The organism is Amycolatopsis orientalis DSM 40040 = KCTC 9412 (assembly GCF_000478275.1).
Taxonomy (GTDB): Bacteria; Actinomycetota; Actinomycetes; order Mycobacteriales; family Pseudonocardiaceae; genus Amycolatopsis; species Amycolatopsis orientalis.
Genome location: NZ_ASJB01000080.1, coordinates 293,336 through 316,669 on the forward strand (window position 1 = coordinate 293,336; position 23,334 = coordinate 316,669).

Genomic DNA, 23,334 nt, shown 5'->3' on the forward strand with positions numbered 1-23,334 from the left:
ATTTGAGCGGAGAAGAGGAGCTGGCATGCGTGCCGCGATCGTGGACAAGCCCGGGGAGATCAGGGTCGGCGAGGTACCCGACCCGAAACCGGGCGATCGCCAGGTCGTCGTCAAGGTGGGTGCCTGCGGGATCTGCGGCACCGACCTCCACATCGCCGACGGGCATTTCCCGCCGACGCCCTATCCGATCGTTCCCGGCCACGAGTTCGCCGGCGAGATCGTCGAACTCGGCGCGGACGTGCCGGGCGGCTGGAAGATCGGCGATCGCGTCGCCGTCGACCCGTCCCTGTTCTGTGGCTACTGCAAGCCCTGCCGGACCGGCCGCGGCAACCTCTGCGAGAACTGGAACGCGACCGGCGACACCGTGAACGGCGCTTTCGCCGAGTATGTCGCCGTTCCGTCCGCCAACTGCTACCGCATGCCGGACACGATGACCTGGGAACAGGGCGCGCTCGTCGAACCGGTCTCCTGCGCCGTCCATGGCGTACGCCGGATAGGCGTCGAGGCGGGGGAGCGGTTCCTCGTCGTGGGCGCGGGCACGATGGGCCTGGTCATGCAGCAGCTGCTGCAGCGCGCGGGCGCCCACGTCACGGTGGTCGATCGCAACACCGCCCGCCTCGGCCGGGCCATGGACCTCGGCGCGGTCGCGGTCGCGGGTGACGTGAAGGACCTGGACGACGAGAAGTTCGACGCCGCCGCGGACTGCACCGGCGCCGCACCGGCCATCGAAGCCGCTTTCGACTCGCTCCAGCGCGGAGGCCGTCTGCTGGTCTTCGGGGTCGCGCCCGCCGAAGCCCGCGTCGCGCTTTCGCCCTTCCGCATCTACAACGACGAGATCACCGTCGTCGGCTCGATGGCCGTCATGAACAGCTTCGGTGCCGCGCTCGACCTGGTCGCCGACGGCGCCATCGACACAGGCGCCCTGCTCACCGACACCCTGCCGCTGGAGCGGTACCCCGACGCGCTCGCCCTCATGCGCAGCGGTGCCGGGCTGAAGGTCCAGGTGTTACCGGGAGGCGAAAGTGCGTAAAACCGCCGCTCTGCTCGCGGTTCTCCTGCTGACGCTGACCGGATGCGCCGGTGCCGGCGCGCTCGGGACCGGCGACCGGACGCTCGTCGTCGCGATCGTCGCGAACCCGCAGATGAAGGACGCCATCGCACTCTCTGGCGAGTTCGAGAAGGCCAACCCCGGCGTCACGCTCAAATTCGTTTCGCTGCCCGAAAACCAGGCACGCGCGAAGATCACCGCGTCGACGGCCACCGAAGGCGGCGAGTTCGACGTCGTCATGATCAGCAACTACGAGGCGCCGCAGTGGGCCGCGAACGGCTGGCTCGAAAACCTCGATCCTCATCTCGCGGCGAATCCCTCCTACGATGCCGGTGACTTCATCCCGAGCATCAAGGAATCCTTGTCGCACAACGGATCGCTTTACGCGCTGCCGTTCTACGGCGAGTCGTCGTTCCTCGCCTACCGCAAGGATCTCTTCGAGCAGGCCGGACTCACGATGCCGGCCAGGCCGACGTGGTCGCAGATCGCGGAGTTCGCCGCGAAACTCGACGACAAGGCCAAGGGCGTCGCAGGGATCTGCCTGCGCGGGAAGCCCGGCTGGGGCGAGAGCCTCGCGCCGTTCACCACGGTCGCCAACACCTTCGGCGCGCAGTGGTTCGACAAGGACTGGAACGCTAAGCTCACCAGCCCCGAATTCAAGGCGGCCGCCGAGTTCTACGTGAACCTCGTGCGGAACCACGGCGAGGTCGGCGCGTCGAGTGCGGGCTTCTCCGAATGCGGCACGCGGTACACCCAGGGCCAGGCCGCCATGTGGTACGACGCCACGGTCATGGCGGGCACGAACGAGGATCCGTCGGCCAGCAAGGTCGTCGGGAAGTCCGGTTACGCCCCGGCCCCGGTGGAGAAGACGCGGGCGAGCGGCTGGCTCTACACCTGGGCGCTGGCGATCCCGAAGGTCGCCAAAGACAAGGACGCCGCCTTCAAGTTCATGTCCTGGATGACCGACAAGGCCTACGTACAGCGGGTCGCCCAGGAGTTCGGCGACTGGAACCGCGTCCCGCCGGGCGTGCGGAAGTCGACCTATGACATCCCACAGTACCGCGAGGCCGCCAAGGCGTACGCGCAGCCGACGCTGGACGGGATCGCGGACGCCGACCAGCGGAAGGCGATGGCGAATCCGGTGCCCTATCCCGGGATCCAGTTCGTCGGCATCCCCGAGTTCCAGGACCTCGGCACGCGGGTGAGCCAGCAGCTTTCGGCGGCGATCGCGGGCCAGATCACCGTGGACGAAGCACTGAAGCAGTCGCAGGAGTACGCGCAGACCGTCGGCAAGTCCTATCAGGAGGTGCAGTGATGGCCACGATCTCCGCTCCTGCCCGCCCGGAGCCGGCCCATGCGAGGAAGGCGGCTCCGAAACGCGGCACTGATACGCCGTTCAAGCGACGGCTGCCGCTGTTGCCCGCCTTGCTGTTCGTCGTCGCCGTGACCCAGTTGCCGTTCCTGCTGACGGTGTTCTACTCGTTCCAGTCGTGGAACCTGGTCCGGCCGGGTTCGCGGCATTTCGTCGGGCTGCGGAACTACATCGACGTCTTCGCCGACTCGACGTTCCTCGGCGCGTTGCTGAACACCGTCGTGCTCACGGTCGTCTGCGTGTTCGTCTCGCTGCTGCTCGGCCTGGGGCTGGCGATCCTGCTGGACCGCAAGTTCCTCGGCCGAGGGGTGGTCCGGACGCTGCTGATCACGCCGTTCCTCATCCTGCCCGCGGCGGGCGCACTGCTGTGGAAGACCACGATGTTCGACCCGACCTACGGATTGCTGCACTTCGTCTTCGGCACCGACGTCGACTGGCTTTCGGAATTCCCGCTGGCCGCCGTGATGGCCCAGGTCGTCTGGCAGTGGACGCCGTTCATGATGCTGCTGATCCTGGCCGGGCTGCAGAGCCAGCCGAAGGACGTGCTGGAGGCCGCGTCGGTCGACGGTGCCGGCCGCTGGCGGACGTTCACCGCGATCACGCTGCCGCATCTGAGCCGGTTCCTGCAGCTGGCGACCCTGCTGGGCGCGATCTACATCGTGAACAGCTTCGACGCGATCTTCCTGATGACACAGGGAGGTCCGGGGACGGCCAGCACGAACCTGCCGTTCTACATCTACCAGCGGGCGTTCCAGGGTTTCGACATCGGACAGTCATCCGCGATGGGCGTGATCGTCGTGATCCTGACGATGATCGTCGCGACCTTCGCGCTGCGGCTGATGTTCCGCACGTTCTCGGTACAGGGAGGCGCGAAATGAAAAGCCGTTTCGGCCCCGGCGCGCTGACGGTCGCGACCTGGGTGATCGCGATCCTGTTCGTGTTCCCGCTGCTGTGGATGATCCTCACGGCCTTCAAACAGGAGGCCGACGCCTACACCGATCCGCCGCGACTGTTCTTCACGCCGACCCTCGACCAGTTCGCGGGCGTGCTCGAACGCGGCTTCCTGCCGTACCTGTCGAACTCGGCGTTCGTGACCGTCGTGTCGACGCTTTTCGTGCTGCTGCTGGGAATCCCGGCGGCGTACGCGCTCTCGCTGGCGCCGGTGAAGGGGACGAGCAACGCGCTCGGCTTCTTCCTGTCGACGAAGATGCTGCCGATCGTGGCGGCGATCATCCCGCTGTACGTGATCTCGCAGAACACCCGGCTGCTGGACAACGTCTGGGCGCTGATCATCCTGTACACCTCGATGAACCTGCCGCTGGCCATCTGGATGATGCGGTCGTTCTTCCTGGAGGTGCCGCACGAGATGATCGAGGCGGGCCGGATCGACGGGGCGACCCTGCCGATCCTGCTCCGGAAGATCATCATGCCGGTCGTCGCGCCCGGGGTGGCCGCGACCGCGCTGATCTGCGTGATCTTCTCGTGGACCGAGTTCTTCTACTCGGTCAACCTCACCGCCGCGCGGGCCGGGACGGTACCGGTGTTCCTGGTCGGCTTCATCACCAGCGAGGGCCTGTACTGGGCGCAGCTGTCCGCGGCCGCCCTGCTGGCGTCGCTGCCGGTGATGATCGTCGGCTGGATCGCGCAGAACCACCTGGTTCGGGGACTTTCGATGGGCGCCGTCAAGTAAGGCGTTGGGTCTCGTGAGTGGTAATGAGGGTTAGAACCCTCATTACCACTCACGAGCCCGGTCGGTTACGCGAGGGAAAGCGCCTGGCTCGGGCAGATGTGCACGGCCGTGCGCGCGTTCTCCTCCGCCTTGCTCCCCTCGGGTTCCGCGACCAGCACGATGACCGTCCCGTCGTCCTCGCTCTGATCGAAGAGCTCGGGGTCGGTGAGCACGCACTGGCCCGCGCCCACACACCGGCCGGTGTCCGCGATGATCTTCATGGCTCCTCCTACCAGGTGACCGGAAGCGCGTGGAGGCCGTAGATCGACGAGTCGTGCTTGAACGGCAGGTCGTCGACCGGAACGGCGACCCGGATGTCCGGGATACGCCGGAACAACGTATCGAACACGATCTGGAGTTCCAGCCGCGCGAGATTCTGGCCGAGACACTGGTGTGCCCCGAAGCCGAACGCCACGTGGTGCCGCGCGCCGCGTTCGATGTCGAAGTCGTCGGGGTTCTCGAAGCCTGCCGGGTCGTGGTTGCCCGCGTTGCTCAAGCCCACCACGCCCTCACCGGCCCGGATGAGCGTGCCGCCGATCTCGACGTCGGCCGTGGCGAAGCGTGAGGTCGCCATCTCCGCGATCGTGAATACCCTCAGGAGTTCTTCGATGGCGGGAAGGGTCTTGTCCGGGTCGGCCTTGATCTTCGCCAGCTGATCGGGGTTCTCCAGCAGGGTCACCGTGCCGAGCGAGATCATGTTCGCCGTCGTCTCGTGCCCGGCGATGAGCAGCAGGAACGCCAATCCGACGAGTTCTCCGTGGTCGGCTTCGCCGGATTCCCGCTGCTTCAGGATCTGGCGGCCGAGCAGGTCTTCCTCAGTGGCGTTCGCTTCCTTCTTGGCGACGAGTTCGTCGAGATACGTTTCGAGTTGCTCGAACGCCGTCTGCCGTTCTTCGGCGCTGACCTCCCGGTTGAGCATCTTGGAACTGCAGGACTGGAAGAAGTCATGGTCCGCATAGGGGACGCCGAGCAGTTCGCAGATGACCAGCGACGGAACCGGCAGCGAAAGCGCCGTGACGAGATCGGCGGGTTTGGGGCCCGCGAGCAAGGCGTCGATGTGCTCGTCGACGATCTGCTGGATACGCGGCTGCAGTGCCTTCATCCGCTTGACCGTGAATTCGCCGACGACGTCACGCCTGGCCCGGCCGTGTTCCGGCGGGTCCATCCCGATGAGGGACGGCCGGAAAGGCTTGTCCTCACGCCGGATCTGTCGTGCCACCATCATCGGGAACGACGGATTCTGCCGGTCGGAACTGAAATGCGGGCTGCTCAGCATTTCGCGGATGTCTTCGAGCCTGGTCAGTGCCCACGCCGTCTGCCCGGAAGGGAGGCTGACCCGCGAAATCGGACTTTCCTCGCGAAGCTTCTGATACTCGGGAGGCGGCGAAAACGGGCACTTCCGCGCCAGCGGCAGAGTGGCGGTGGTTTCCTCGACGTCGGTCATCGGGTCGTCCTTCCCCGGGTGTCGGGTGAGTACGGGTGAAATCGGACAGGGGCCCCATAAAACGTATGCGGATGGTTTTATTCCGCTTATGTCACCAAGGTACTCAAGTGGAGACAGGTCGTCCACTCGCGAAGGGGTGGTTCCGCGTGAAGCGTGAAGCGCCCGTTCGTCCGTGCGAGAATCACGGCGCCGAACCATCCGTGAGAGGCGAGGACCATGACAGCCGACCCCGAGACCCCCTTGCGCGCCGACGCGCGCCGGAACCGGGATCAGATCCTGGCCGCCGCCCGGATGATCTTCGCTGCTCAGGGCGCCGAGGTCCCCATGGAGGAGATCGCGCGCGCGGCGGGGGTGGGCGTCGGCACGCTGTACCGGCGTTTCCCGGACCGGGACGCGCTGATCCGGGCGGTCGCCGTCGACAACTTCGACAGGGTCCTCAGGGACGCGAAGGCGGCGAAGGACCAAGAGTCCTCTGACTGGGATGCCCTGATCCGGCTGCTGCACCAATCGATGGAACTCCAGCTGAGCATCCAGCTCGCGATGGTTTCCCCGCGGGCGCTGGCGATCCTCAAGAGCGATCCCGCCATCAAGGCCCTGCGTGACGATCTGCTGGTGGTGCTGGAGGGTTTCGTCCGGGGCGCGCAGGCGGAGGGCAGGCTCCGGACGGACGTCGGCACCGGCGACGTCGCGATGTTGTTCGCGACCTTGCTCCGGCAGATGCCGGGTAAGGGCCACGAGGTCGCGCGGATGGCGACCCGGCGCTGCATCGGGATCATGATCGACGGGCTGCGGGCCGATCGGAACGGCTCATTGCCAGGCCGTGTCCTGACCGGCGCCGACCTGGACCCGGACCGGCCCCCGCGCCCCTGAGAGCGGCGCGTTTAGCGGGCTAAACGCGACGCCTTCGGGACGCGGCACCGATCGCGTTTAGCCCGCTAAACGCGACGGCGGGTGACGCCACCTCATGCATTCAGAGGACTAAATGCATGAGGTGGGGTGGGGGTCAGACGCCCAGGGGGTGCCAGACGGTCTTCGCTTCCAGGTACCGCCGCAGCCGCGCGATGTCGGCGTCGGCCGTCCAGTCCGGCTCGGTGTCCGGCACGGTCAGGACGCGCTTCACCGTGCCCGCGGCGTCGCGGGCCAGGTCCGCCCGGGCGGACGGCTCCGCGCCGGTCGGGTCGAGGGCGTTGACGTCCCCGTGCGACGCGAGCCACGAACCCAGCTCCGACGCGCGGCCGGTCAGGATGTTCGCCACCCCGCCGGGCAGGTCGGACGTGGCCAGGACCTCCGACAGGGTGATCGCGGGCAGCGGACGCTCCGCGCTGGAGACGACCACCGCCGTCGAGCCCGTCGCCAGCACCGGCGCCAGCACACTCACCAGACCCAGCAACGACGACTGCTGCGGCGCCAGTACGCCGACGACACCGGTCGGCTCCGGCACGGTGAAGGAGAAGTACGGGCCCGCGACGGGGTTGGCCGCGCCGAGCACGGTCGCGATCTTGTCCGTCCAGCCCGCGTACCAGACCCAGCGGTCGATCGAAGCGTCCACAAGGGACTGTGCCTTCTTCGCCGCGACGCCTTCGGACGCCGAAACCTCCGCGACGAACTGCTCGCGGCGTCCCTCCAGCATCTCCGCCACCCGGTAGAGCACCTGGCCGCGGTTGTACGCCGTCGCCGACGACCAGCCGCCGAAAGCCTTGCGGGCGGCGGAAACCGCGTCACGGACGTCCTTGCGGGACGCGTGCGAGGCGTTGGCGAGGAACTTGCCCTTGGCGTCGGTGACCGGGTACACGCGGCCGGATTCCGAGCGGGGGAACTTGCCGCCGATGTAGAGCTTGTAGGTCTTCGCCACCGAAATACGGTCAGACATCGAGGTAGGCCTCCAGTCCGGTGCGTCCGCCTTCGCGGCCGAAACCCGACTCCTGGTAGCCGCCGAACGGCGCGGCGGGATCGAAGCGGTTGAAGGTGTTGGCCCAGACGACGCCGGCGCGGAGCTGGTTCGCCATCCACAGGATGCGCGAGCCCTTCTCGGTCCAGATTCCGGCGGAGAGCCCGTACGGCGTGTTGTTCGCCTTGGTGACGGCTTCGTCCGGCGTGCGGAAGGTCAGCACCGAGAGCACCGGGCCGAAGATCTCCTCGCGGGCGATCCGCATCGACTGCTGCACGTCCGAGAACACCGTGGGAGCGAAGAAGAACCCGCGTTCCGGCACCGGGCACGGGCTGGTCCAGCGCTGCGCGCCCTCGGCGTCGCCGGATTCCACCAGGCCCTTGATCTTCGCGAGCTGTTCGGCGGAGTTGATCGCGCCGATGTCGGTGTTCTTGTCCAGCGGGTCGCCCAGCCGCAGCGTGGAAACGCGGTGGTGGAGCTTCGCGAGCAGCTCTTCGGCGATGGACTCCTGCACCAGCAGCCGGGAGCCCGCGCAGCAGACGTGGCCCTGGTTGAAGAAGATCCCGTTGACGATTCCCTCGACGGCCTGATCCAGCGGAGCGTCATCGAAGACGACGTTCGCCGCCTTGCCGCCCAGTTCCAGGGTCAGTTTCTTCGCGCTGCCCGCGATCTGGCGCTGGATGGCCTTGCCGACCTCGGTCGAGCCGGTGAAGGCGACCTTGTTCACGTCGCCGTGGCCCACCAGCGCGGCGCCGATGTCCCCGGCGCCGGGCAGGATGTTGACCACGCCGGGCGGGAGTTCGGCCTGCTGGCAGATCTCCGCGAACACGAGCGCCGTCAGCGGCGTGGTCTCCGCGGGCTTGAGCACCACGGTGTTCCCGGTGGCCAGCGCGGGCGCGATCTTCCACGCCAGCATGAGCAGCGGGAAGTTCCACGGGATGACCTGGCCCGCGACACCGAGCGGCTTCGGGTTCGGGCCGTAGCCCGCGTAGTCGAGCTTGTCGGCCCAGCCCGCGTGGTAGAAGAAGTGCGCGGCCGCCGTCGGCACGTCGGAATCCCGCGATTCCTTGATCGGCTTGCCGTTGTCGAGACTCTCCAGCACGGCCAGCTCCCGCGACCGCTCCTGGATCAGGCGCGCGATGCGGAACAGGTACTTCGCGCGTTCGGAGCCCGGCATCTTGGACCAGACACCGTTGTACGCCTTGCGCGCCGCCTTCACCGCCGTGTCCACATCGGACACCGACGCGGTGCCGACCTCGGCGAGCACCTCTTCGGTGGCGGGGTTGATCGTCTTGAGCGGCTCACCCGAGCCGTCGACGAATTCGCCGTTCACGAACGGCCGGTACTGCGATTTGAGGTTCGCGAGATCGCGCGATTCGGGCGCGGGCGCGTACTCGAAGATGCCCATGGTCAGTCCACCGTCACGTAGTCGGGACCGCTGTAGTGGCCGTCGGCCTGGGTGCGGCGCTGCAGCAGGAGGTCGTTGAGCAGGCTGGACGCCCCGAACCGGAAGAGGTCCGGGGTCAGCCACTGCTCGCCGGCGACCTCGTGCACCGCGACCAGGTACTTGATCGCGTCCTTGGTCGTCCGGATGCCACCGGCGGGTTTGACGCCGCGCAGTTCGCCGGTCTGGACGAACCAGTCGCGGACGGCCTGCAGCATCACGTGGGTGACCGGCAGGGTCGCGGCGGGCGAGACCTTGCCGGTGGAGGTCTTGATGAAGTCGCCGCCCGCCAGCAGCGCGAGCCAGGACGCGCGGCGGACGTTGTCGTAGGTGGCCAGCTCACCGGTTTCGAGGATGACCTTCAGGTGAGCGCTGCCACAGGCGGCCTTGATGGCCTGGATCTCCTCGAAGACCTCCAGGTAGCGGCCCTCCAGGAAGGCACCCCTGTCGATCACCATGTCGATCTCGGCGGCGCCCGCGTCGACGGCGATCTTGGTGTCGGCCAGCTTGATCTCGCGGCTCGTGCGGCCGGCCGGGAAGCCGGTGGCGACACTCGCGACGTGGATGCCGGTGCCGTGCAGGGCCTCGACAGCCGTCTCGACCATGTCCGGGTACACGCAGACGGCCGCGACCTTGGGGGTGTCCGGCCGCTCCGGGTCCGGCCGCTTGGCCTTCGCGGCGAGCGCGCGGACCTTGCCCCGGGTGTCGGCGCCTTCGAGGGTCGTCAGGTCGACCATCGAGATCGCCGTGTCGATCGCCCAGAGTTTGGCGGCCTTCTTGATACTGCGCGTGCCGAGGCCCGCCGCCCGCTGCTCGACGCCGACCTGGTCGACACCGGGCAGCCCGTGCAGGAACCGGCGCAGGCTCGCCTCGTCGCGAGTCGCGTCCGTCAGCGGCGCCGGGGTTGCCGTCGCCGCTGACGAGCTGGTCGTAGCTGTCATACGGGTGAGTGTAAGCGGCCTACAGGCTGGGCACCGGCGCCTGGGCGACCGCCCTGGTCGGGACCACCGGCGAGCAGAACTCCGAGATCATCGGCAGCTGACGCTTGAGGGAGGCGTCCGGCGACGCGGTGAGGTCCACGGTGGCCAGTGTGGAGATGTCCTTACCGGACTCGTCGTGGAAGCTGAGGGTGTTGAACCCCGGCAGGTCACCGCCGTGGCCCCAGACGGTGATGTCCTCCGCGCAGCCGCCCGCCGTCTTGAGGTTCAGTTTCATCAGGCCGAGGCCGTATTCGAGACCGCCGTTCAAGGGCACCGTCGTCTTCATCTGGGCCAGCAGATCCGCGGGCAGCAGACGGCCGCCGAGCAGAGCCTCGAAGAAGCGGTTGAGGTCCTTGCCCGAAGACACCATCCCGCCCGCGCCGAAGTAGCGCGAGTAGTTGTAGGTCGTGACGTCGGTGAGGCCGCGCGGCGCGTCGTACAGCTGCTCGTAGCCGTGCGCGGCCGGTTTGAACAGGAACGGGAAGTCACGGGGGAGCGAGGTGTCGCGCAGGTGCAGCGGTCCGGTGACGCGCTCGGCCAGCACGCGCTCCAGCGGCTTGTGGGTGGTCTTCTCGACCAGCAGGCCGAGGACGTTGTAGCCGGTGTTGGAGTACCCCCAGCTCGTTCCGGGCTTGAACTGCAGCGGCTGCTTCGACGTGCTCAAGCGGATCTGGTCTTCGCTGCCGAAGTGCTCGAAGCGCTCGGTGTCGATCTCCGGCCCCGTCGCCCAGGAATCCTCGGGAAGCAGGTCACGTGGGAGACCGCTGGTGTGCTGCAGCAGCTGGCGGACGGTGATCGGCTCCGGATACGGCAGCAGCCCGGGGAGGTGGCGCTGGACGGGCTCGTCCAGCCCGACGCGTTTTTCGGCGACCAGCTGCAGCACCAGTGTCGCGACGAACACCTTGGACACACTCGCGATCCGCCAGCGACCGGACGCGTCGGGCTTACCGGGCCGGGTGATGTCCGCGACGCCGCTGACACCGCGGAAGTCATCGGCGACCGCGACCATGCCGGGAATGCCCGCGGCCACCGCCGCGTCCATCGCGGTCTGGCGCGGATCGGCCTTCCCGGCGGCCGCCGCCGGGAGCGCGGTGACGGAAAGTGTTACGGCACAAGCGATCGCGACAAGAGTTCGGCGCATCGGATGTATCCCCCCAGTTCGGCTCAGGCTTCCAGTTCGGGTGTGTCCCTCTTGCGTGGTTTCCGTTTGACGACGACGCCGCCCCAGAACGCGAGCCCGGTGATCTTCACTGTCGGCGCCGTCGGTGGTGCGGCCGGCGTACCGGCGCGGTCCTCCAGTTCGAAGGCACCCATGAAGCCGATTCCGGTGACGTCCACGTTGATGTCGTCGGGCACGATGATGTCGATCCCGCCCATGATCGCGACCGCGGTGATCGTCGAATGCTTCTCGGCGAACCGCGCGTGCCGCAGGTCGAGTTCGGCGCCGCCCCAGAAGGCGAAACTGTTGTGCTGCGGCGGGACCACCCAGCTGCCCTTGCGCGACGCGCCGGACAGGACGGCGATCGAGGCGCCGGAGCCGGGGTGGCCGCCGATCCGGTCGTCGGGCAGGCCGAGCGCGCGCGAGGCCGAGGGCTGGAGCGTTGTGCTGGACTGCGGCAGATCCGCGGTGACCGGCTTGAGATCGCCCACCGTCTTGGCCGCGTAGACGATGGTGAGCCGCTCTTCCAGCTCGTTGATGGTGATACGCCCTTCGGACATCGCCAGGTGCAGCACCTGCGCGACCTGTTCGCGGTCGGCGTCGGAGATGCGCATCTGTTCGGGGCCTGGCAGGGCTGGCTCTTCGCTCACGCGCAGGAGCCTAGCGCCGGGAGAAGGGCCGGGCGTCCATCTTTTGGCCGACAGTGGGATTCTGCCGTGATGGGGAACTCACTACCTGGTGCGATCGAACTGCCGGACGGGGTCAAGGTGCGGGGACGGGGCCTGGGGCGCCCTTGGCCCGAGGGACCGGCACCGGATTTCGGGCTCTATCTGGGCGGGGCGAAGCTGCGCCGGAAACACGACCACAAGCTGGACTGGGACCACGAATGGATCCGCTGGCCCGACTTCCTGCTGCCGATGGACCGGGCGGAGGCGCGGCGGCAGATCGTCGCCCTCCACGCCCGGGCGGCGGCGGGGGAGGCCGTCGAGGTCGCCTGTTACGGCGGGGTCGGGCGGACCGGGACGGTGATGTCGTGTCTGGCCACCCTTTCCGGGCTGTCCGCCGACGAGGCCGTCGCGTGGGCGCGGGCGAACCACCACGAACGTTCGGTCGAGATGCCGTGGCAACGCCGCTGGGTCGGCTGGTTCGCGCGACAGGCGTGAGGAGATAAGTTGACCGGCATGGATGTGCACGTCGTTGATCACCCGCTGGCCAAGGCCAGGCTTTCCACCATGCGCGACGCGCGCACCGACAGCGCGGCGTTCCGGGCGGCCCTGCATGAGCTGACGGTCATGCTCGTCTACGAAGCCACGCGCGACATCCCTGTCCGCATCGAGCGGATCCACACGCCCGTGGCCCGCACGGACGGCTACGCGCTGGCCAGCCCGCCGCTGCTCGTGCCGGTGCTGCGGGCCGGGCTGGGGATGGCGGATCAGGCGCACAAGCTGATCCCGGACGCCCAGATGGGGTTCGTCGGGCTCGCCCGCGACGAGGAGACGCTCAAGCCGACGCCGTACCTGGAGTCGCTGCCCGAGTCGCTCGCCGACCGGCCGGTGATGGTGCTCGATCCGATGCTCGCGACCGGCGGCTCGATGGAGTACACGATCCGGTTGCTCACCGACCGGGGCGCCACCGACGTCACCGCGATCTGCGCGCTCGCGGCTCCCGAGGGCATCGAGCACCTCAAGAAGACCGGGCTGCCGGTACGGGTGGTGACCGCGAGCATCGACGAGCGGCTCAATGACTCCGGCTTCATCGTGCCCGGCCTCGGGGACGCGGGAGATCGCCAGTACGGCGCCGTCTGACCCCCGCCGGATCGCGTTCAGCCCGCTAAACGCGAGCCGGCCGGGACGCAACATCTCGCCGGGTGCCGGTCACTGACGGATGTGACCAGAACAGTGACCGGATCGGTGGGGGTGCCGGTGGACGTGGACGAATCTCCTCCCCACAGGAATGACACGGAGCTTTGGCGGGCGGCCGCGGGTGGTGATCACGGGGCGTTCGGCGAACTCTTCGAACGCCACGCCCAGTCGGTGTGGAACCACGCCTACCGGCTCACGGGGTCGTGGGCGTCGGCGGAAGACCTGACGTCGGCGACCTTTCTGACCGCCTGGCGGCGCCGGGCGGACATCACGCTGATCCGCGACAGCGCGCTGCCCTGGCTGTACACCGTCACGGGAAACCTCGCGCGGAGTGAACACCGCAGCTCCGGGCGCCGTCTCCGGCTCGTCCGGCGGCTGCCCGAACCCCGGCAGGTGTCCGACCACGCCGACACCGTCGTCGACCAGCTCGACGGCGAAGACCGTCTCCGGCAGGTGCTCGCCTTGGTCGCGAAGCTGCCGAAGTCGCAGCGGCAAGCCGTCGAACTCTGCCTGCTCGGCGATCTCTCCCTGCCGGACGCCGCCGAACTGCTCGGCGTCGCCGAGGTGACCGTTCGTGCCCACATCTCGCGGGCCCGCGCGCAGCTGCGGGCCGCCCTGGAGGAGAAATGACCGACGACCTCGGCCTGCCCGGCAGGCGCGAACTCCCTCCGGAAGTGCTCGACAACCTGCGGATGTCCCTGCGGGAGGGCATGGGAAAACCGGTACGGCGGCGATGGCCGATCGTCGCCGCCGCGGCCGCCGTGGTCGCGGTCCTCGCGGGCGCACTGGTCACGACCGTGCTCGTCCGGGATCCGGACGTCCCGGGGCCGGCCCCCGCGAACCCTGACTTCGCCCTCGACCTGCCGAAGGCGATTCCGGCCATGGACCGGTGCTGGGCGGCGATCCGGGCGCAGAACAGGACGGCGGGTTTCCCCGCCAGGGAAGAGTGGGTGCCGCAGTTCACCGTCGTTCCCTCCTGGACTTCCGTCACCGTCGTCGCGGTGAAGGCGGGGGACAAGGTCTTCTTCTGTGAGACCACGGAGATGACGGTGACGGTCTCCGACCCGAACGCCGCTCCGTCCTACGCCGCGGGTACCAAAGCCGCCGCTCTGCTGATGAGTCGCAACGGGACGGTGGCGGGGGTGGCCGACCCCGGCTGGACGGGTATGGAGATCTTCGGCCGGGCCGCCGACTTCACCGTCACTTCCGATGTGAAGGTCTTCCGGAACGGGAACCTGTTCGTGGAGCTTTCGCAGTTCAAACCGTCGCGGACCACGTACTCCGTCGGGCCGTACACCGGGGAGCCCGGTGACGGCGTCAACGTCGCGCCGTACGGCCTTCCGCCCGCCCCCGAACCGGCCGTGACGAGCATCGATCGACCACCGCCCTCGGTACCGGGCCGGGACACGCCGGCGGGTGAGTTCTTCCGGACCTGTGTGGCCGGGGCGACCGAAACGCTGCCGGACGAGGACGGGTACCAGGCAGGCACGCTGCTCGAAGGCGATGACGTCAAGGTGGTCGTCGGCCGGTTCGGCGAAAGGTCCGTCGTCTGCCAAGGCGGGCTCGGATATCGCGAGGGAACGAGCGAGCACTACCGCGTATTCGCCGACACGAACACCGATCCGCGACCGGTGAACAAACTCCGGACCGAGACGCTCGGCGGCTCCGAGCAGGGCTTGCCCGGCAGGGCGAAGAACCCGTTCATCGGGACTGTGCCGCGGACCGCGGCCACGGTGAAGCTCGATTTCGGAGCGGGCAAGAAGGTCGACGCGGCGGTCACCGAAGGGACTTTCGCGATCTGGCGGCCGGACGGCATCGACACGGAGAACCCGGACGCGCAGGTAGGCGTCGTCGTCCTGGACGCGGCAGGGGCGATGCTGCACCAGGGCACCCTTCCGCTCTACTGAGCCTCCGACCGCATCCAGAGGACGAAACGCGTTCCACCGGGAGCGCCTTTAGCGGGCTAAACGCGTCGCGATTAGCCCGCTAAAGGCGACGCGTCAGCGGCGCAGCCAGCCGGAGGCGTTCGCCCGCACCGCGGTCTCGTAGGCCTCGCTCACGGTGAACTCCTCCGGCAGGTTCCCGTTGAGCTCCAGTGACACGAGGCCGTGCACGAAACCCCAGCAGGCCACGGTGACGACCTCGGGCGCGACGTCGGCGAAGACGCCGTCCGCGACGGCCTTGCGGATCGTCTCCTCCAGCGGCGCCATCGTGGCGCGCGCCTGCTCGGACGTCTCGTCCGCGGGCTCGAATCCCGGCACCGACTTCGTGAACATGATCGCGTAGAGGTGCGGGTCGGCCAGCGCGCTTTCCCGGTACGCGACGCCGAGCCGCACCAGGTCCTCGACCGCGTCACCCGTCAGCGTGACCCCGGACATCCGCAGGCCGAAGCGCCGGAAGCCCTCGGAAAACAGCGCGCTGACCAGATCCGTCTTACCGCCGAAGAGTGAATAGACCGCGGTGGTGGAGGTGCCGACGTCGGCGGCCAGCTTCCGGAGGCTGAGCGCCTTCGGGCCGTCGGCCGAGATCAGCTCACCGGCGCGGTCCAGTAGCTTCAGCCGGAGGTTCTCGTCGTGCGTCCTGGGGCGGGGCATGCGCCCAGCGTAACGCAACGCTGTTATCAATCGCTCGGATTCGGAGTTGACCTGGAGTGCGCTCCAGGTCGTAGTGTCGTCGGCATGAGCTACTCGATAGCGGAAGCCGCGCGACGTAGCGGGTTGTCCATCGACACCCTCAGGTACTACGAGCGCATCAAACTCGTCGAGCCCCCGGCCCGGGACGCCGCGGGGCGCCGCGCCTACTCCGATGAGGACCTCGGGTGGCTCGGGTTCCTGACCAAGCTACGGCTGACCGGCATGCCCATCAAACGCATGCGGGAGTACGCCTCCCTGCGCCATCACGGCTCGGCGAGCGCGGGACGGCGCAAGGCGATCCTCGTCGACCAGCGTAAATCGGTCGCCGACCGGATCGCCGAGCTGCAGGCCTGCCTCGACATCCTCGACTACAAGATCGACCACTACGACCAGGTGGAACGCAAGGTGCTCGGCACCGGAGCCACCATGGAGGGAATTTCAGCGTGATCAGCACCAGGAGGCTCGGCGGTCTGGAAGTCGGGGCGCAAGGACTCGGCTGCATGGGGATGAGCCAGGCCTACGGCGTCCGCGACGACGACACGGAGTCGATCGCCACCGTCCACCGCGCCCTCGAACTGGGCGTGACCCTGCTCGACACCGCGGACGTCTACGGCGCCGGCGCGAACGAAGAGCTGGTCGGCCGCGCGATCGCGGGCAAGCGGGACCAGGTCGTGCTGGCGACCAAGTTCGGCATCGTCTGGGACCAGGACGGCGGCATGTCCGCTCGCGGCGACGCGGCGTACGTCAAGCAGAGCTGCGAAAAGTCCCTTCGCCGGTTGAACGTCGACCACATCGACCTCTATTACCAGCACCGCGTCGATCCGAACACTCCGGTCGAGGAGACCTGGGGAGCGCTCTCGGAGCTGGTGGACGAGGGGAAGATCCGCTTCGCCGGTATCTCCGAGGCCAGCGCCGAGACGATCCGCCGCGCGCACGCCGTCCACCCGGTGACGGCCCTGCAGAGCGAATGGTCCCTGTGGACGCGCGGCATCGAAGGCGAGATCCTCTCGACCGTCCGTGAGCTGGGGATCGGCGTCGTGCCGTTCTCGCCGCTCGGCCGCGGTTTCCTCACCGGCGGCGTGACGTCGGTGAAGGACCTGCCCGAGGACGACATGCGCCGCAACCTGCCGCGCTTCGCCGAGGGCAACTTCGAGCGCAACATGGCGATCGTCGAGGCACTGCGCGCGCTCGCCGAACAAAAGGGCGTCACCGCGGGCCAGCTGGCACTGGCGTGGGTGCAGGCCCAGGGCGACGACGTCGTGCCGATCCCGGGCACCAAACGGCGCAAGTACCTCGAAGAGAACGCCGCCGCCGCCGAGCTGGAACTGTCCGAAGTGGACATCGCGGCCATCGAAAAGGCGGCGCCCGCCGAGGCGATCGCCGGTGAGCGTTACCCGGAGCGGCTCGCCCGCGCCGCCGGCAAATAACCTCCGAAGAATTGCGAGAGAAATCATGACGGGTTCGACGCTGCCCACCCGCAGGCTCGGCACGCTGGAAGTCGGCGCGCAGGGACTCGGCTGCATGGGCATGAGCGAGTTCTACGGCCAGGGCGACGACACCGAATCGATCGCGACGATCCACCGCGCGATCGAGCTGGGGGTCACCCTGATCGACACGGCGGACATGTACGGCTTCGGCCGCAACGAGGAACTGGTCGGCCGCGCCCTGGCCGGCAAGCGGGACAAGGTCGTGCTGGCGACCAAGTTCGGCATCGTGCGCGACGAGGCGGACCCGATGAAGCGTGGCATCCGGGGCGACGAGTTCTATGTGCACCAACAGGTCGAGGCGTCGCTGCGCCGCCTGAACGTCGACCACATCGATCTGTACTACCAGCACCGCGTCGACCCGAACGTGCCGATCGAGGAGACCGTGGGGGCGTTGTCCTCGCTGGTGGAGCAGGGGAAGATCCGCCACATCGGGCTGTCAGAAGCCGGTCCGGAGACGATCCGGCGGGCGCACGCCGTGCATCCGGTGACGGCGGTGCAGACGGAATGGTCGCTGTGGTCCCGCGACATCGAGAACGAGGTCGTCCCGGTCTGCCGTGAGCTGGGTGTCGGCCTGGTGCCGTATTCGCCGCTCGGCCGAGGTTTCCTCACCGGCCGGTTCAAGTCCAAAGAGGACTTCGCCGAAGGTGACTTCCGGCAGACGGCGCAACCGCGCTTCGCCGACGGGAACCTCGAACGGAACCTGGCGATCGTCGAGGCACTGCGGGCCCTCGCCGAGCGAAAGGGTGTCACCGCGGGTCAGCTGGCGCTGGCATGGGTGCAGGCCCAAGGCGAGGATGTCGTGCCGATTCCGGGTACGAAGCGGCGCAAGTACCTCGAAGAGAACGTCGCGGCTGTCGGCCTCGAGCTGACGGCCGAGGACGTGGCCGAGATCGAGGAGGCTGTACCGGCCGACGCGGTGGCCGGGCAGCGTTATCCCGACGAGGGAATGCGCCTGGTTTCGCGCTGAGCACGAACGAAAAAACCGGCGCCGGGCGAACCGGCGCCGGTTTTTCGTTGTCAGAGAAGGGAAGTGACCGTCGAAACCGTTTCGTCGACGGTCACGGTCCGCTGCTCGCGGGTCGCGAGACTGCGGACCGTCACGTTCCCGGCGTCCCAGTCCTCCTGGCCGACGATCACCACGGCCCGCGCCCCGGCCTTGTCGGCACGCGTGAGTTCCTTGCCCAGCTTGCGAAGCTCGATGGGCGTGGACGTCCGCAGCCCGGCCTTGCGCAGCCGCCCGGCGACGTCGCGCGCGGCGTCGGTGAGCTCTTCGACCACCGGGATCACCACGACATCGGCCTCACTGCGCGGTTTCGGCGTCAGCTCGTGGGTGTCGAGGAAGTCGATCAGCGTGACATCGCCCATGCCGAAGCCGATCCCGGGGATCTGCTGCGACGTGAACAACGACGCTAGGTCGCTGTACCGGCCGCCGCCGAACAGCGCGCGGCGGTTCTCCGGAGAGGTGTCGAAGACCTCGAACACGGTCGACGTGTAGTACGCGAGCCCGCGCACGATCATCGGATCGAAGGTGATCAGCTCCGCGGCACCGCTGCCGAGCACCTTCACCAGGTTCGAGTTCTCCTTGACCTGCTCCGGAAGCTCGTCGAGCAACGCGGTGCCGGCCGCCAGTACCTCGGTCAGCTTTTCGAACTGCTTGTCGGTCAGGCCGATCTCGGTCGCGGTGTCGCTCAGCTTCACGCGGTCCGACTTCTCCCAGCGGTCCACCAGGGTGAACACCTGCGGCAGCTGCTCGGGCGTCACGCCGACGATGTCGGTGAGCGCCGAGGAGAGCAGGTTCCGGTCGTTGGCCCGCACCTGGAACATGTCCGGGGTCGCCCCGAGCGCGCCCATCATGTCGTGGACGAGTTCGAAGATCTCGATCTCGGAGTTGGCGCTGTCCGAACCGAAGATGTCCGCGTTGATCTGCCAGTGCTCGCGGACCCGGCCCCGCTGCGGCCGCTCGTAGCGGTGGCAGTTCGGGTGGCTGTACCAGCGCACCGGGAACTGCAGCGACTTCGCGTTGCCCGCGATCATCCTGGCGACCGACGGCGTCATCTCCGGGCGCAGGGCCAGCCGCTCGCCGCCCTTGGTGGTCAGCGTGTACAGCTGCTGATCCGCGATCTCCTGCCCGGACTTCCGCTCGTAGATCTCCGCGGGTTCGAGGATCGGCCCGTCGTAGCGGAGGAAACCCCGCAGTTCGAGCACGTCGTAGAGATGGCCGAACACCTGCGTCCGGACGGACATCTCGGCGGGCAGGAAGTCGCGGGTCCCCTTGACGGGGTTGGTCGGCAGGTATTCAGGCACGTCAGCAAGCTTAACGAGCCGGTCCCGGCGATTTCGTCAGGGGAAGGCCACGCCGTACGCGGTGGTCAGGATCGCGGCCGCGAGCAGGACGGCCCCGGCGCTGGTGACCCGCCCGCCGAGCTTGCCCTTTCCCGGCAGCAGGTGCAGGAAGAAGCCGCCGGACTGGGCGAGCACGCCGAACAGCAGCAGGAAGCACACGATCCACCGCGCGGTGCCGCCGAGCCCGGTCCGGTCGAGGATCTGCAGCGCGACCAGCGCCAGGACCAGCAGGACACCGGCGTGGGCGTGACCGGCGCGGAACATCCCGCGCTGGTGCTCGGTCAGTTTCCGGTCGCGCAGGACACCCATCAGGGCGTATCCGCCGTACATCACCGTCGGCAGCGAAACGAGCGCGATGACGGTGAACAGCCTGATCGGGCCTTCCATGGTTCTTCCCTTCGTGGCGGGTGGGAGCGCAACGATAACACTGTTTTAAAACGGTGTCACCAAAGTTGGCGTCCCACTTCCGGGATCAGGCCCGGGAGCCGCGCGCGAGGACTAGACGGACGTTGCGAAGAGCGGAAAGGTCTTTCAGCGGGTCGCCGTCGACGACCAGGACGTCGGCGCTCAAACCGGGCGCGAGGCGGCCCGTGATGTCGCCGAGGCCGAGCCCGGCGGCGCTGTCCTCGGTGGCGATCTCGAGAATCCGCCGCCGTCCGAAACCGAGCCATTCGTAGAGTTCGAGAGCGCCCACCGGATCGTCGAAGACCGAACCGGGCAGTCCGGCGTCCGTCCCCGACAACAGCGGGACACCCAGTTCTTCCAGCCAGGACAGCCGTCCGTAGACGTTCTTCGCGAGGTCTTCGCCCATGCGCTCGGCCAGCATCCGCCAGTTGCGGCTGCTGGTCGAACACGCCGCGATGCTTTCGGCGGCCATGCGCTTGGCGACGCCTTCGCGCCTGTCCTGCCGCTGGGGCCCGGTCATCCAGGTGCAGTGCTCGATCGTGCGGACCCCGGCCTCGACCGACGCTTCGATCGCGTCGGCGCCGTGGGCGTGCGCGGCGACCGGGAGCCCGTGGCGCGCCGCGTGGCCGACGATCAGGCGGAGCGCGCGGACGTCGAACTGGGATTCCCACATGTCGGCGCCGCCTTCGGTGATCTGACCACCGCTGGCCATCACCTTGATGACGTCGGCGCCGTCGGCCGCGTTCGCGTCGATCAGGGCCCGGATGGCGTCGTCGTCGGCGACCTCACCGCCGAAGAAGTGGCAGTGTCCACTCGGGACGGTCAAGGGGGCACCCGCGGTCAGCAGACGCGGCGCCGTCACGCCTTCCGCGTCCAGCTCCGCCCGGACCCGGGCGCCGAGGGCGGCGCGATCGCCGAGGTCCCGCACCGTCGTGACGCCGCTGCGCAGCAGGTGATCCAGCCGTTCCCTGGCGCCCGCGCGCAAGGCGGCGTCGTCGCTCGCCAGGAAGTTCGGGAGCATTTCGCGGGTGGCGTCGAAGGCCAGATGCACATGGGCGTTGAACAGGCCGGGCATCAGCGTCGCGCCGGGGAAGTCGAGCTTCTCGGCGTCCGGGGCCGCCTGTGCGGCCACTTCCGCGCGTGGGCCCGCCGCGAGGATCCGGTCTCCGTCGACGAGAACGGCGCCGTCTTCGGCAGGCGTGCCGGGACGCGTCAGTATCCGGCTCGCCGTCAGCAGCAGCTGCAAGGTCATGCCCCGTTCCGGGATACGGCGGCCGAAAGCGCGAGCAACGGCCGTACGTCGGATTCGATGTCCGCGGCGCCGCCAGGGAGCACGAGTTTCGCCCGCCCGTCGGTCTTTTCGCCCGCGGCTTGCCTGGCGATCGCCGTCTTCAACGCTTCCGCCGCGGCCTGGGGATCGTCGACGGCGAGCGCGGTGAGGTCCGTTTCCAGGTAGGGGCTCAGCTGCACGAGCCCGTCACGGATCTCGATCACCCGGCGGTAGTACCGGCGGTGGATCGTGCGCGGGCGCCATCGCTCCCACGGCCCCTGCGGCGTCGTCCGGAGCACGATGTTGGGGTAGACCTCGGCCAGCGCGGTCCACAAGGGCGTGAGCCGTTCGTGGTGGAGGCGATGCTGACGACGGCGTCGCAGCGCCGCGAACCGGGCGCGTGCGCCGGGATAGGTGATCCCCGCGAGGAAGAGCACGATGCCGAGGAGCACCAACGGGACGGCGACGGTGAGCAGCAGCGGGATCGACGGTCCGAACGCCCACGCGATCACGATGTAGAGCGCGCGGAAGATGCTGCCGACGGAAAGGCAGAGCAGTCCGGCGGCGCTGAGTTTCAGGCCGGTCCGCAGATGCCTGTCCGCGGTGCGGATGTACCGGAAGATCCAGAGCGCGCAGGCGGAAAGGCCGTAGATCAGGTACAGCCCGGCCCCGAGGTAGAACAGCGCCACGCCGGGCTCGTGCACGAGCTTCGGGCTCAGCGCGAGCCCGCGGGCTTCGGGTGGCGTGATGGCCATCGCGATCAGCATCAGCGCGATCGCGGCGGACAGCGGGACCAGCTCGAAGAGGACCCGCCGTGGCCTGCGCGGGCCGAGCGCGGAGCCGAGGAAGACGATCAACAGCGCGCAGACGCCGAAGGCGAGCAAGATGTTGTTGACGAGACGGCCGGTGCCCTTGCCCGTCAGCCCGTCGAGCCAGGCGGAGATGACCTTCTGCTGGGACAGGAAGGACCCCGCGACGCAGACGATCGTGATGGTGATCGCCCAGTTCGGCAGGACGCGCGGCGCCCGGTACGTCTGGTAGATCCGCCAGGCGAGCGCGGTCGCGAACAGCACCATCGCCACGACGTTGAGAGGGGAGAACAGCGAGTTCACAGCCACCCTTGATGGTCGCCCAGCGCGCCTTGGACGCGGCGGACGTCATCGTCGTCGGCGCGACGGGGAATCGTGTAGTTCAAGACCGACGCCCATTCGAGGATGATCGTCGCCACGGTCTCGGCTTCCCATTCGTGGGCCTCATCGTAGGAGGTGCGGCGTAACGCGCGATGCACGGCGTCGCCGTCGAGGCCCGGTGCCGGACCGCGCAGGAAGTCGGCGGGTTCGGCGTCGCCGCCGGGGTGGTGATCGGCGAGCATATGCCCGAGTTCGTGCAGGATGATGTGATCCTGGTGGGACTTCGTGGTCTCCTGCTGGAAGAAGATGTAGTCCGCCGAGCCGGTGGCGATCCAGCAGCCGAACGGGCCGGGTACCTCCAGCGGATACGGCATGAGCCGGATCGGCCTGCCGCGCTGTTCGCCGAGCCGCTCGCACAGCACGCCGACGTCGAGCGGCGGTTCGATGTCGAGGTTGTTCAGCATCTTCCGGCAGCGTTTGCGGAGTTCGCGTTCCTTCATCGCTTCTCGCCGGGGTGGTCGCGTTCGGCGGCGCGTTCGTACCGTTCGACGAGCTCCAGCAGGTCCATGACCTGACGGCGGCCCTGCGGGGAAAGCTCCTGCGCGCGCATGGCCATGAGCTTGGCCTCTCCGACGGGTTGCGGTTCCTGGTCTTCGAAGAAGTAGGTGATCGGGACCCCGAAGAGTCTCGCGAGCGCTTCGACGTAGTGGATCTTCGGATTGATCCGCTTGCCGGTGGCGAGCTGCTGGAGGTACGCGGGCGACATCGCGGGGCCGCCGGCGCGGTCGATCGCCGCGGACAGCTCGCGATAGCTGTGCGGGGCGCCTTCGTCCGCGCGCACCGAGTCGATCAGCGCGCTGAGCTTCTGGGCGAAGGTCTGGTGCGACGACATGACCCCCCGTTCGTTCCCTGGTCCCGTTGCGTAGTTGGAGTGTAACGCGATTCGGCCTGTCCGCAGCTGTTGACAGCGCCTGTATGCAGTGGTTTACAGTTGTCAAGCGGTTTCGTACCGTGTCCGGGCCTCTCTCTCCGGAATCCGTGCCCTGGGGGTGCACGGAGTACGGAGTGAGAGGCGTTTTTCCCGGTGGGTGCACAAGATCGTGCTGGATGTAGTACGCTTCGTTAGCCAAGGTTGATCGC

Annotated in this window: 26 protein-coding genes; 12 read left to right on the plus strand and 14 right to left on the minus strand. The window is 68.2% G+C overall.

Annotation, left to right across the window (positions count from 1 at the left end):
- Nucleotides 1–25: 25 nt before the first annotated feature.
- The 4 genes from L324_RS29155 to L324_RS29170 are packed head-to-tail and all read left to right on the plus strand — an operon-like array spanning nt 26 to nt 4,110.
- On the plus strand, nt 26–1,030 hold the full coding sequence (locus tag L324_RS29155) for a zinc-dependent alcohol dehydrogenase family protein (RefSeq protein WP_037315817.1): 1,005 nt from the start codon (nt 26–28) through the stop codon (nt 1,028–1,030).
- Nucleotides 1,023–2,363: an ABC transporter substrate-binding protein gene (locus L324_RS29160; RefSeq protein ID WP_037315820.1), complete on the plus strand. Its 1,341-nt coding sequence runs from the start codon at nt 1,023–1,025 to the stop codon at nt 2,361–2,363. Before L324_RS29155 ends, L324_RS29160 begins: the two co-directional genes overlap by 8 nt.
- Nucleotides 2,363–3,298, plus strand: a complete 936-nt coding sequence (locus tag L324_RS29165) for a carbohydrate ABC transporter permease (RefSeq protein WP_037315823.1) — start codon at nt 2,363–2,365, stop codon at nt 3,296–3,298. Before L324_RS29160 ends, L324_RS29165 begins: the two co-directional genes overlap by 1 nt.
- Complete coding sequence (locus L324_RS29170; RefSeq protein ID WP_034304644.1) at nt 3,295–4,110, plus strand: carbohydrate ABC transporter permease; 816 nt, start codon at nt 3,295–3,297, stop codon at nt 4,108–4,110. The genes L324_RS29165 and L324_RS29170 overlap by 4 nt, the downstream gene beginning before the upstream one ends.
- Nucleotides 4,111–4,175: 65 nt before the next feature.
- Here L324_RS29170 and L324_RS29175 read toward each other — a convergent pair whose 3' ends face one another.
- Both L324_RS29175 and L324_RS29180 read right to left on the minus strand, forming a co-directional pair.
- Nucleotides 4,176–4,370, minus strand: a complete 195-nt coding sequence (locus L324_RS29175; protein ID WP_037315828.1) for a ferredoxin — start codon at nt 4,368–4,370, stop codon at nt 4,176–4,178.
- Nucleotides 4,371–4,378: 8 nt separating this feature from the next.
- Nucleotides 4,379–5,593, minus strand: a complete 1,215-nt coding sequence (locus tag L324_RS29180) for a cytochrome P450 (RefSeq protein ID WP_037315831.1) — start codon at nt 5,591–5,593, stop codon at nt 4,379–4,381.
- Nucleotides 5,594–5,809: 216 nt separating this feature from the next.
- On the opposite strand from L324_RS29180, the gene L324_RS29185 reads away from it, so the two are divergent.
- Nucleotides 5,810–6,463, plus strand: coding sequence for a TetR/AcrR family transcriptional regulator (locus L324_RS29185; RefSeq protein WP_037315834.1), 654 nt, complete (start codon nt 5,810–5,812; stop codon nt 6,461–6,463).
- A 133-nt stretch (nt 6,464–6,596) separates the two neighbouring features.
- On the opposite strand, the gene L324_RS29190 is transcribed toward L324_RS29185, so the two are convergent.
- The 5 genes from L324_RS29190 to L324_RS29210 are packed head-to-tail and all read right to left on the minus strand — an operon-like array spanning nt 6,597 to nt 11,678.
- Entirely contained in the window at nt 6,597–7,463 is an 867-nt protein-coding gene (locus L324_RS29190; protein WP_037315837.1) for an aldehyde dehydrogenase family protein, read from the minus strand.
- Nucleotides 7,456–8,889, minus strand: a complete 1,434-nt coding sequence (locus L324_RS29195; RefSeq protein WP_037315840.1) for an aldehyde dehydrogenase family protein — start codon at nt 8,887–8,889, stop codon at nt 7,456–7,458. The genes L324_RS29190 and L324_RS29195 overlap by 8 nt, the downstream gene beginning before the upstream one ends.
- Nucleotides 8,890–8,891: 2 nt before the next feature.
- Nucleotides 8,892–9,866, minus strand: a complete 975-nt coding sequence (deoC, locus tag L324_RS29200; protein ID WP_037315842.1) for a deoxyribose-phosphate aldolase — start codon at nt 9,864–9,866, stop codon at nt 8,892–8,894.
- A gap of 19 nt (nt 9,867–9,885) precedes the next feature.
- Nucleotides 9,886–11,046 carry a serine hydrolase domain-containing protein gene (locus tag L324_RS29205; protein WP_037315845.1) on the minus strand — a complete coding sequence of 387 codons (1,161 nt, stop codon included), beginning with the start codon at nt 11,044–11,046 and terminating at the stop codon, nt 9,886–9,888.
- A 23-nt stretch (nt 11,047–11,069) separates the two neighbouring features.
- A complete protein-coding gene (locus L324_RS29210; protein WP_037315848.1) occupies nt 11,070–11,678 on the minus strand; it encodes a DUF1707 SHOCT-like domain-containing protein in 609 nt (202 codons plus the stop codon).
- Nucleotides 11,679–11,783: 105 nt separating this feature from the next.
- Between L324_RS29210 and L324_RS29215 the strand changes: the two genes are divergently transcribed.
- The 4 genes from L324_RS29215 (at nt 11,784) to L324_RS29230 (ending at nt 14,833) form a co-directional block, all read left to right on the plus strand.
- Complete coding sequence (locus tag L324_RS29215) at nt 11,784–12,227, plus strand: protein-tyrosine phosphatase family protein (protein WP_037315851.1); 444 nt, start codon at nt 11,784–11,786, stop codon at nt 12,225–12,227.
- A gap of 18 nt (nt 12,228–12,245) precedes the next feature.
- Nucleotides 12,246–12,869, plus strand: coding sequence for a uracil phosphoribosyltransferase (upp, locus tag L324_RS29220; protein ID WP_037315855.1), 624 nt, complete (start codon nt 12,246–12,248; stop codon nt 12,867–12,869).
- 93 nt (nt 12,870–12,962) lie between these two features.
- Nucleotides 12,963–13,556 carry an RNA polymerase sigma factor gene (locus L324_RS29225; protein WP_037315858.1) on the plus strand — a complete coding sequence of 198 codons (594 nt, stop codon included), beginning with the start codon at nt 12,963–12,965 and terminating at the stop codon, nt 13,554–13,556.
- On the plus strand, nt 13,553–14,833 hold the full coding sequence (locus L324_RS29230) for a hypothetical protein (protein ID WP_037315861.1): 1,281 nt from the start codon (nt 13,553–13,555) through the stop codon (nt 14,831–14,833). Before L324_RS29225 ends, L324_RS29230 begins: the two co-directional genes overlap by 4 nt.
- A gap of 93 nt (nt 14,834–14,926) precedes the next feature.
- On the opposite strand, the gene L324_RS29235 is transcribed toward L324_RS29230, so the two are convergent.
- Entirely contained in the window at nt 14,927–15,520 is a 594-nt protein-coding gene (locus L324_RS29235; protein WP_037315864.1) for a TetR/AcrR family transcriptional regulator, read from the minus strand.
- Nucleotides 15,521–15,604: 84 nt separating this feature from the next.
- On the opposite strand from L324_RS29235, the gene L324_RS29240 reads away from it, so the two are divergent.
- The 3 genes from L324_RS29240 to L324_RS29250 are packed head-to-tail and all read left to right on the plus strand — an operon-like array spanning nt 15,605 to nt 18,013.
- Nucleotides 15,605–16,006: a MerR family transcriptional regulator gene (locus L324_RS29240; protein ID WP_037315867.1), complete on the plus strand. Its 402-nt coding sequence runs from the start codon at nt 15,605–15,607 to the stop codon at nt 16,004–16,006.
- Entirely contained in the window at nt 16,003–16,986 is a 984-nt protein-coding gene (locus L324_RS29245; protein ID WP_037315870.1) for an aldo/keto reductase, read from the plus strand. Before L324_RS29240 ends, L324_RS29245 begins: the two co-directional genes overlap by 4 nt.
- Before the next feature lie 25 nt (nt 16,987–17,011).
- The gene (locus tag L324_RS29250; RefSeq protein WP_037315873.1) at nt 17,012–18,013 is read left to right on the plus strand and encodes an aldo/keto reductase; all 1,002 of its coding nucleotides are present in this window, start codon (nt 17,012–17,014) and stop codon (nt 18,011–18,013) included.
- 50 nt (nt 18,014–18,063) lie between these two features.
- On the opposite strand, the gene hisS is transcribed toward L324_RS29250, so the two are convergent.
- The 6 genes from hisS to L324_RS29280 all read right to left on the minus strand — a co-directional run bounded on the left by hisS (nt 18,064) and on the right by L324_RS29280 (nt 23,086).
- Nucleotides 18,064–19,350 (minus strand): histidine--tRNA ligase, encoded by a 1,287-nt coding sequence (gene hisS / locus L324_RS29255; RefSeq protein WP_037315876.1) that lies wholly within the window; start codon nt 19,348–19,350, stop codon nt 18,064–18,066.
- A 36-nt stretch (nt 19,351–19,386) separates the two neighbouring features.
- Entirely contained in the window at nt 19,387–19,776 is a 390-nt protein-coding gene (locus tag L324_RS29260; protein ID WP_037315879.1) for a hypothetical protein, read from the minus strand.
- Between the two features lie 85 nt (nt 19,777–19,861).
- The gene (locus L324_RS29265; protein WP_037315881.1) at nt 19,862–21,046 is read right to left on the minus strand and encodes an amidohydrolase family protein; all 1,185 of its coding nucleotides are present in this window, start codon (nt 21,044–21,046) and stop codon (nt 19,862–19,864) included.
- Nucleotides 21,043–22,176, minus strand: coding sequence for an MAB_1171c family putative transporter (locus L324_RS29270; RefSeq protein ID WP_037315883.1), 1,134 nt, complete (start codon nt 22,174–22,176; stop codon nt 21,043–21,045). The genes L324_RS29265 and L324_RS29270 overlap by 4 nt, the downstream gene beginning before the upstream one ends.
- Complete coding sequence (locus tag L324_RS29275) at nt 22,173–22,694, minus strand: hypothetical protein (protein ID WP_037315885.1); 522 nt, start codon at nt 22,692–22,694, stop codon at nt 22,173–22,175. The genes L324_RS29270 and L324_RS29275 overlap by 4 nt, the downstream gene beginning before the upstream one ends.
- Nucleotides 22,691–23,086, minus strand: a complete 396-nt coding sequence (locus L324_RS29280) for a helix-turn-helix domain-containing protein (RefSeq protein ID WP_037315888.1) — start codon at nt 23,084–23,086, stop codon at nt 22,691–22,693. The genes L324_RS29275 and L324_RS29280 overlap by 4 nt, the downstream gene beginning before the upstream one ends.
- Nucleotides 23,087–23,334 lie beyond the last annotated feature (248 nt).

Bases quoted from the DNA above. Each gene is read 5' to 3' on its own strand.
- L324_RS29155 (WP_037315817.1), top strand. From the start codon at position 26: ATGCGTGCCGCGATCGTGGACAAGCCCGGGGAGATCAGGGTCGGCGAG.
- L324_RS29165 (WP_037315823.1), top strand. From the start codon at position 2,363: ATGGCCACGATCTCCGCTCCTGCCCGCCCGGAGCCGGCCCATGCGAGG.
- L324_RS29170 (WP_034304644.1), top strand. From the start codon at position 3,295: ATGAAAAGCCGTTTCGGCCCCGGCGCGCTGACGGTCGCGACCTGGGTG.
- L324_RS29175 (WP_037315828.1), bottom strand. From the start codon at position 4,370: ATGAAGATCATCGCGGACACCGGCCGGTGTGTGGGCGCGGGCCAGTGC.
- L324_RS29180 (WP_037315831.1), bottom strand. From the start codon at position 5,593: ATGACCGACGTCGAGGAAACCACCGCCACTCTGCCGCTGGCGCGGAAG.
- L324_RS29185 (WP_037315834.1), top strand. From the start codon at position 5,810: ATGACAGCCGACCCCGAGACCCCCTTGCGCGCCGACGCGCGCCGGAAC.
- L324_RS29190 (WP_037315837.1), bottom strand. From the start codon at position 7,463: ATGTCTGACCGTATTTCGGTGGCGAAGACCTACAAGCTCTACATCGGC.
- L324_RS29195 (WP_037315840.1), bottom strand. From the start codon at position 8,889: ATGGGCATCTTCGAGTACGCGCCCGCGCCCGAATCGCGCGATCTCGCG.
- deoC (WP_037315842.1), bottom strand. From the start codon at position 9,866: ATGACAGCTACGACCAGCTCGTCAGCGGCGACGGCAACCCCGGCGCCG.
- L324_RS29205 (WP_037315845.1), bottom strand. From the start codon at position 11,046: ATGCGCCGAACTCTTGTCGCGATCGCTTGTGCCGTAACACTTTCCGTC.
- L324_RS29210 (WP_037315848.1), bottom strand. From the start codon at position 11,678: ATGCGCATCTCCGACGCCGACCGCGAACAGGTCGCGCAGGTGCTGCAC.
- L324_RS29215 (WP_037315851.1), top strand. From the start codon at position 11,784: ATGGGGAACTCACTACCTGGTGCGATCGAACTGCCGGACGGGGTCAAG.
- upp (WP_037315855.1), top strand. From the start codon at position 12,246: ATGGATGTGCACGTCGTTGATCACCCGCTGGCCAAGGCCAGGCTTTCC.
- L324_RS29230 (WP_037315861.1), top strand. From the start codon at position 13,553: ATGACCGACGACCTCGGCCTGCCCGGCAGGCGCGAACTCCCTCCGGAA.
- L324_RS29235 (WP_037315864.1), bottom strand. From the start codon at position 15,520: ATGCCCCGCCCCAGGACGCACGACGAGAACCTCCGGCTGAAGCTACTG.
- L324_RS29240 (WP_037315867.1), top strand. From the start codon at position 15,605: ATGAGCTACTCGATAGCGGAAGCCGCGCGACGTAGCGGGTTGTCCATC.
- L324_RS29250 (WP_037315873.1), top strand. From the start codon at position 17,012: ATGACGGGTTCGACGCTGCCCACCCGCAGGCTCGGCACGCTGGAAGTC.
- L324_RS29260 (WP_037315879.1), bottom strand. From the start codon at position 19,776: ATGGAAGGCCCGATCAGGCTGTTCACCGTCATCGCGCTCGTTTCGCTG.
- L324_RS29265 (WP_037315881.1), bottom strand. From the start codon at position 21,046: ATGACCTTGCAGCTGCTGCTGACGGCGAGCCGGATACTGACGCGTCCC.
- L324_RS29275 (WP_037315885.1), bottom strand. From the start codon at position 22,694: ATGAAGGAACGCGAACTCCGCAAACGCTGCCGGAAGATGCTGAACAAC.
- L324_RS29280 (WP_037315888.1), bottom strand. From the start codon at position 23,086: ATGTCGTCGCACCAGACCTTCGCCCAGAAGCTCAGCGCGCTGATCGAC.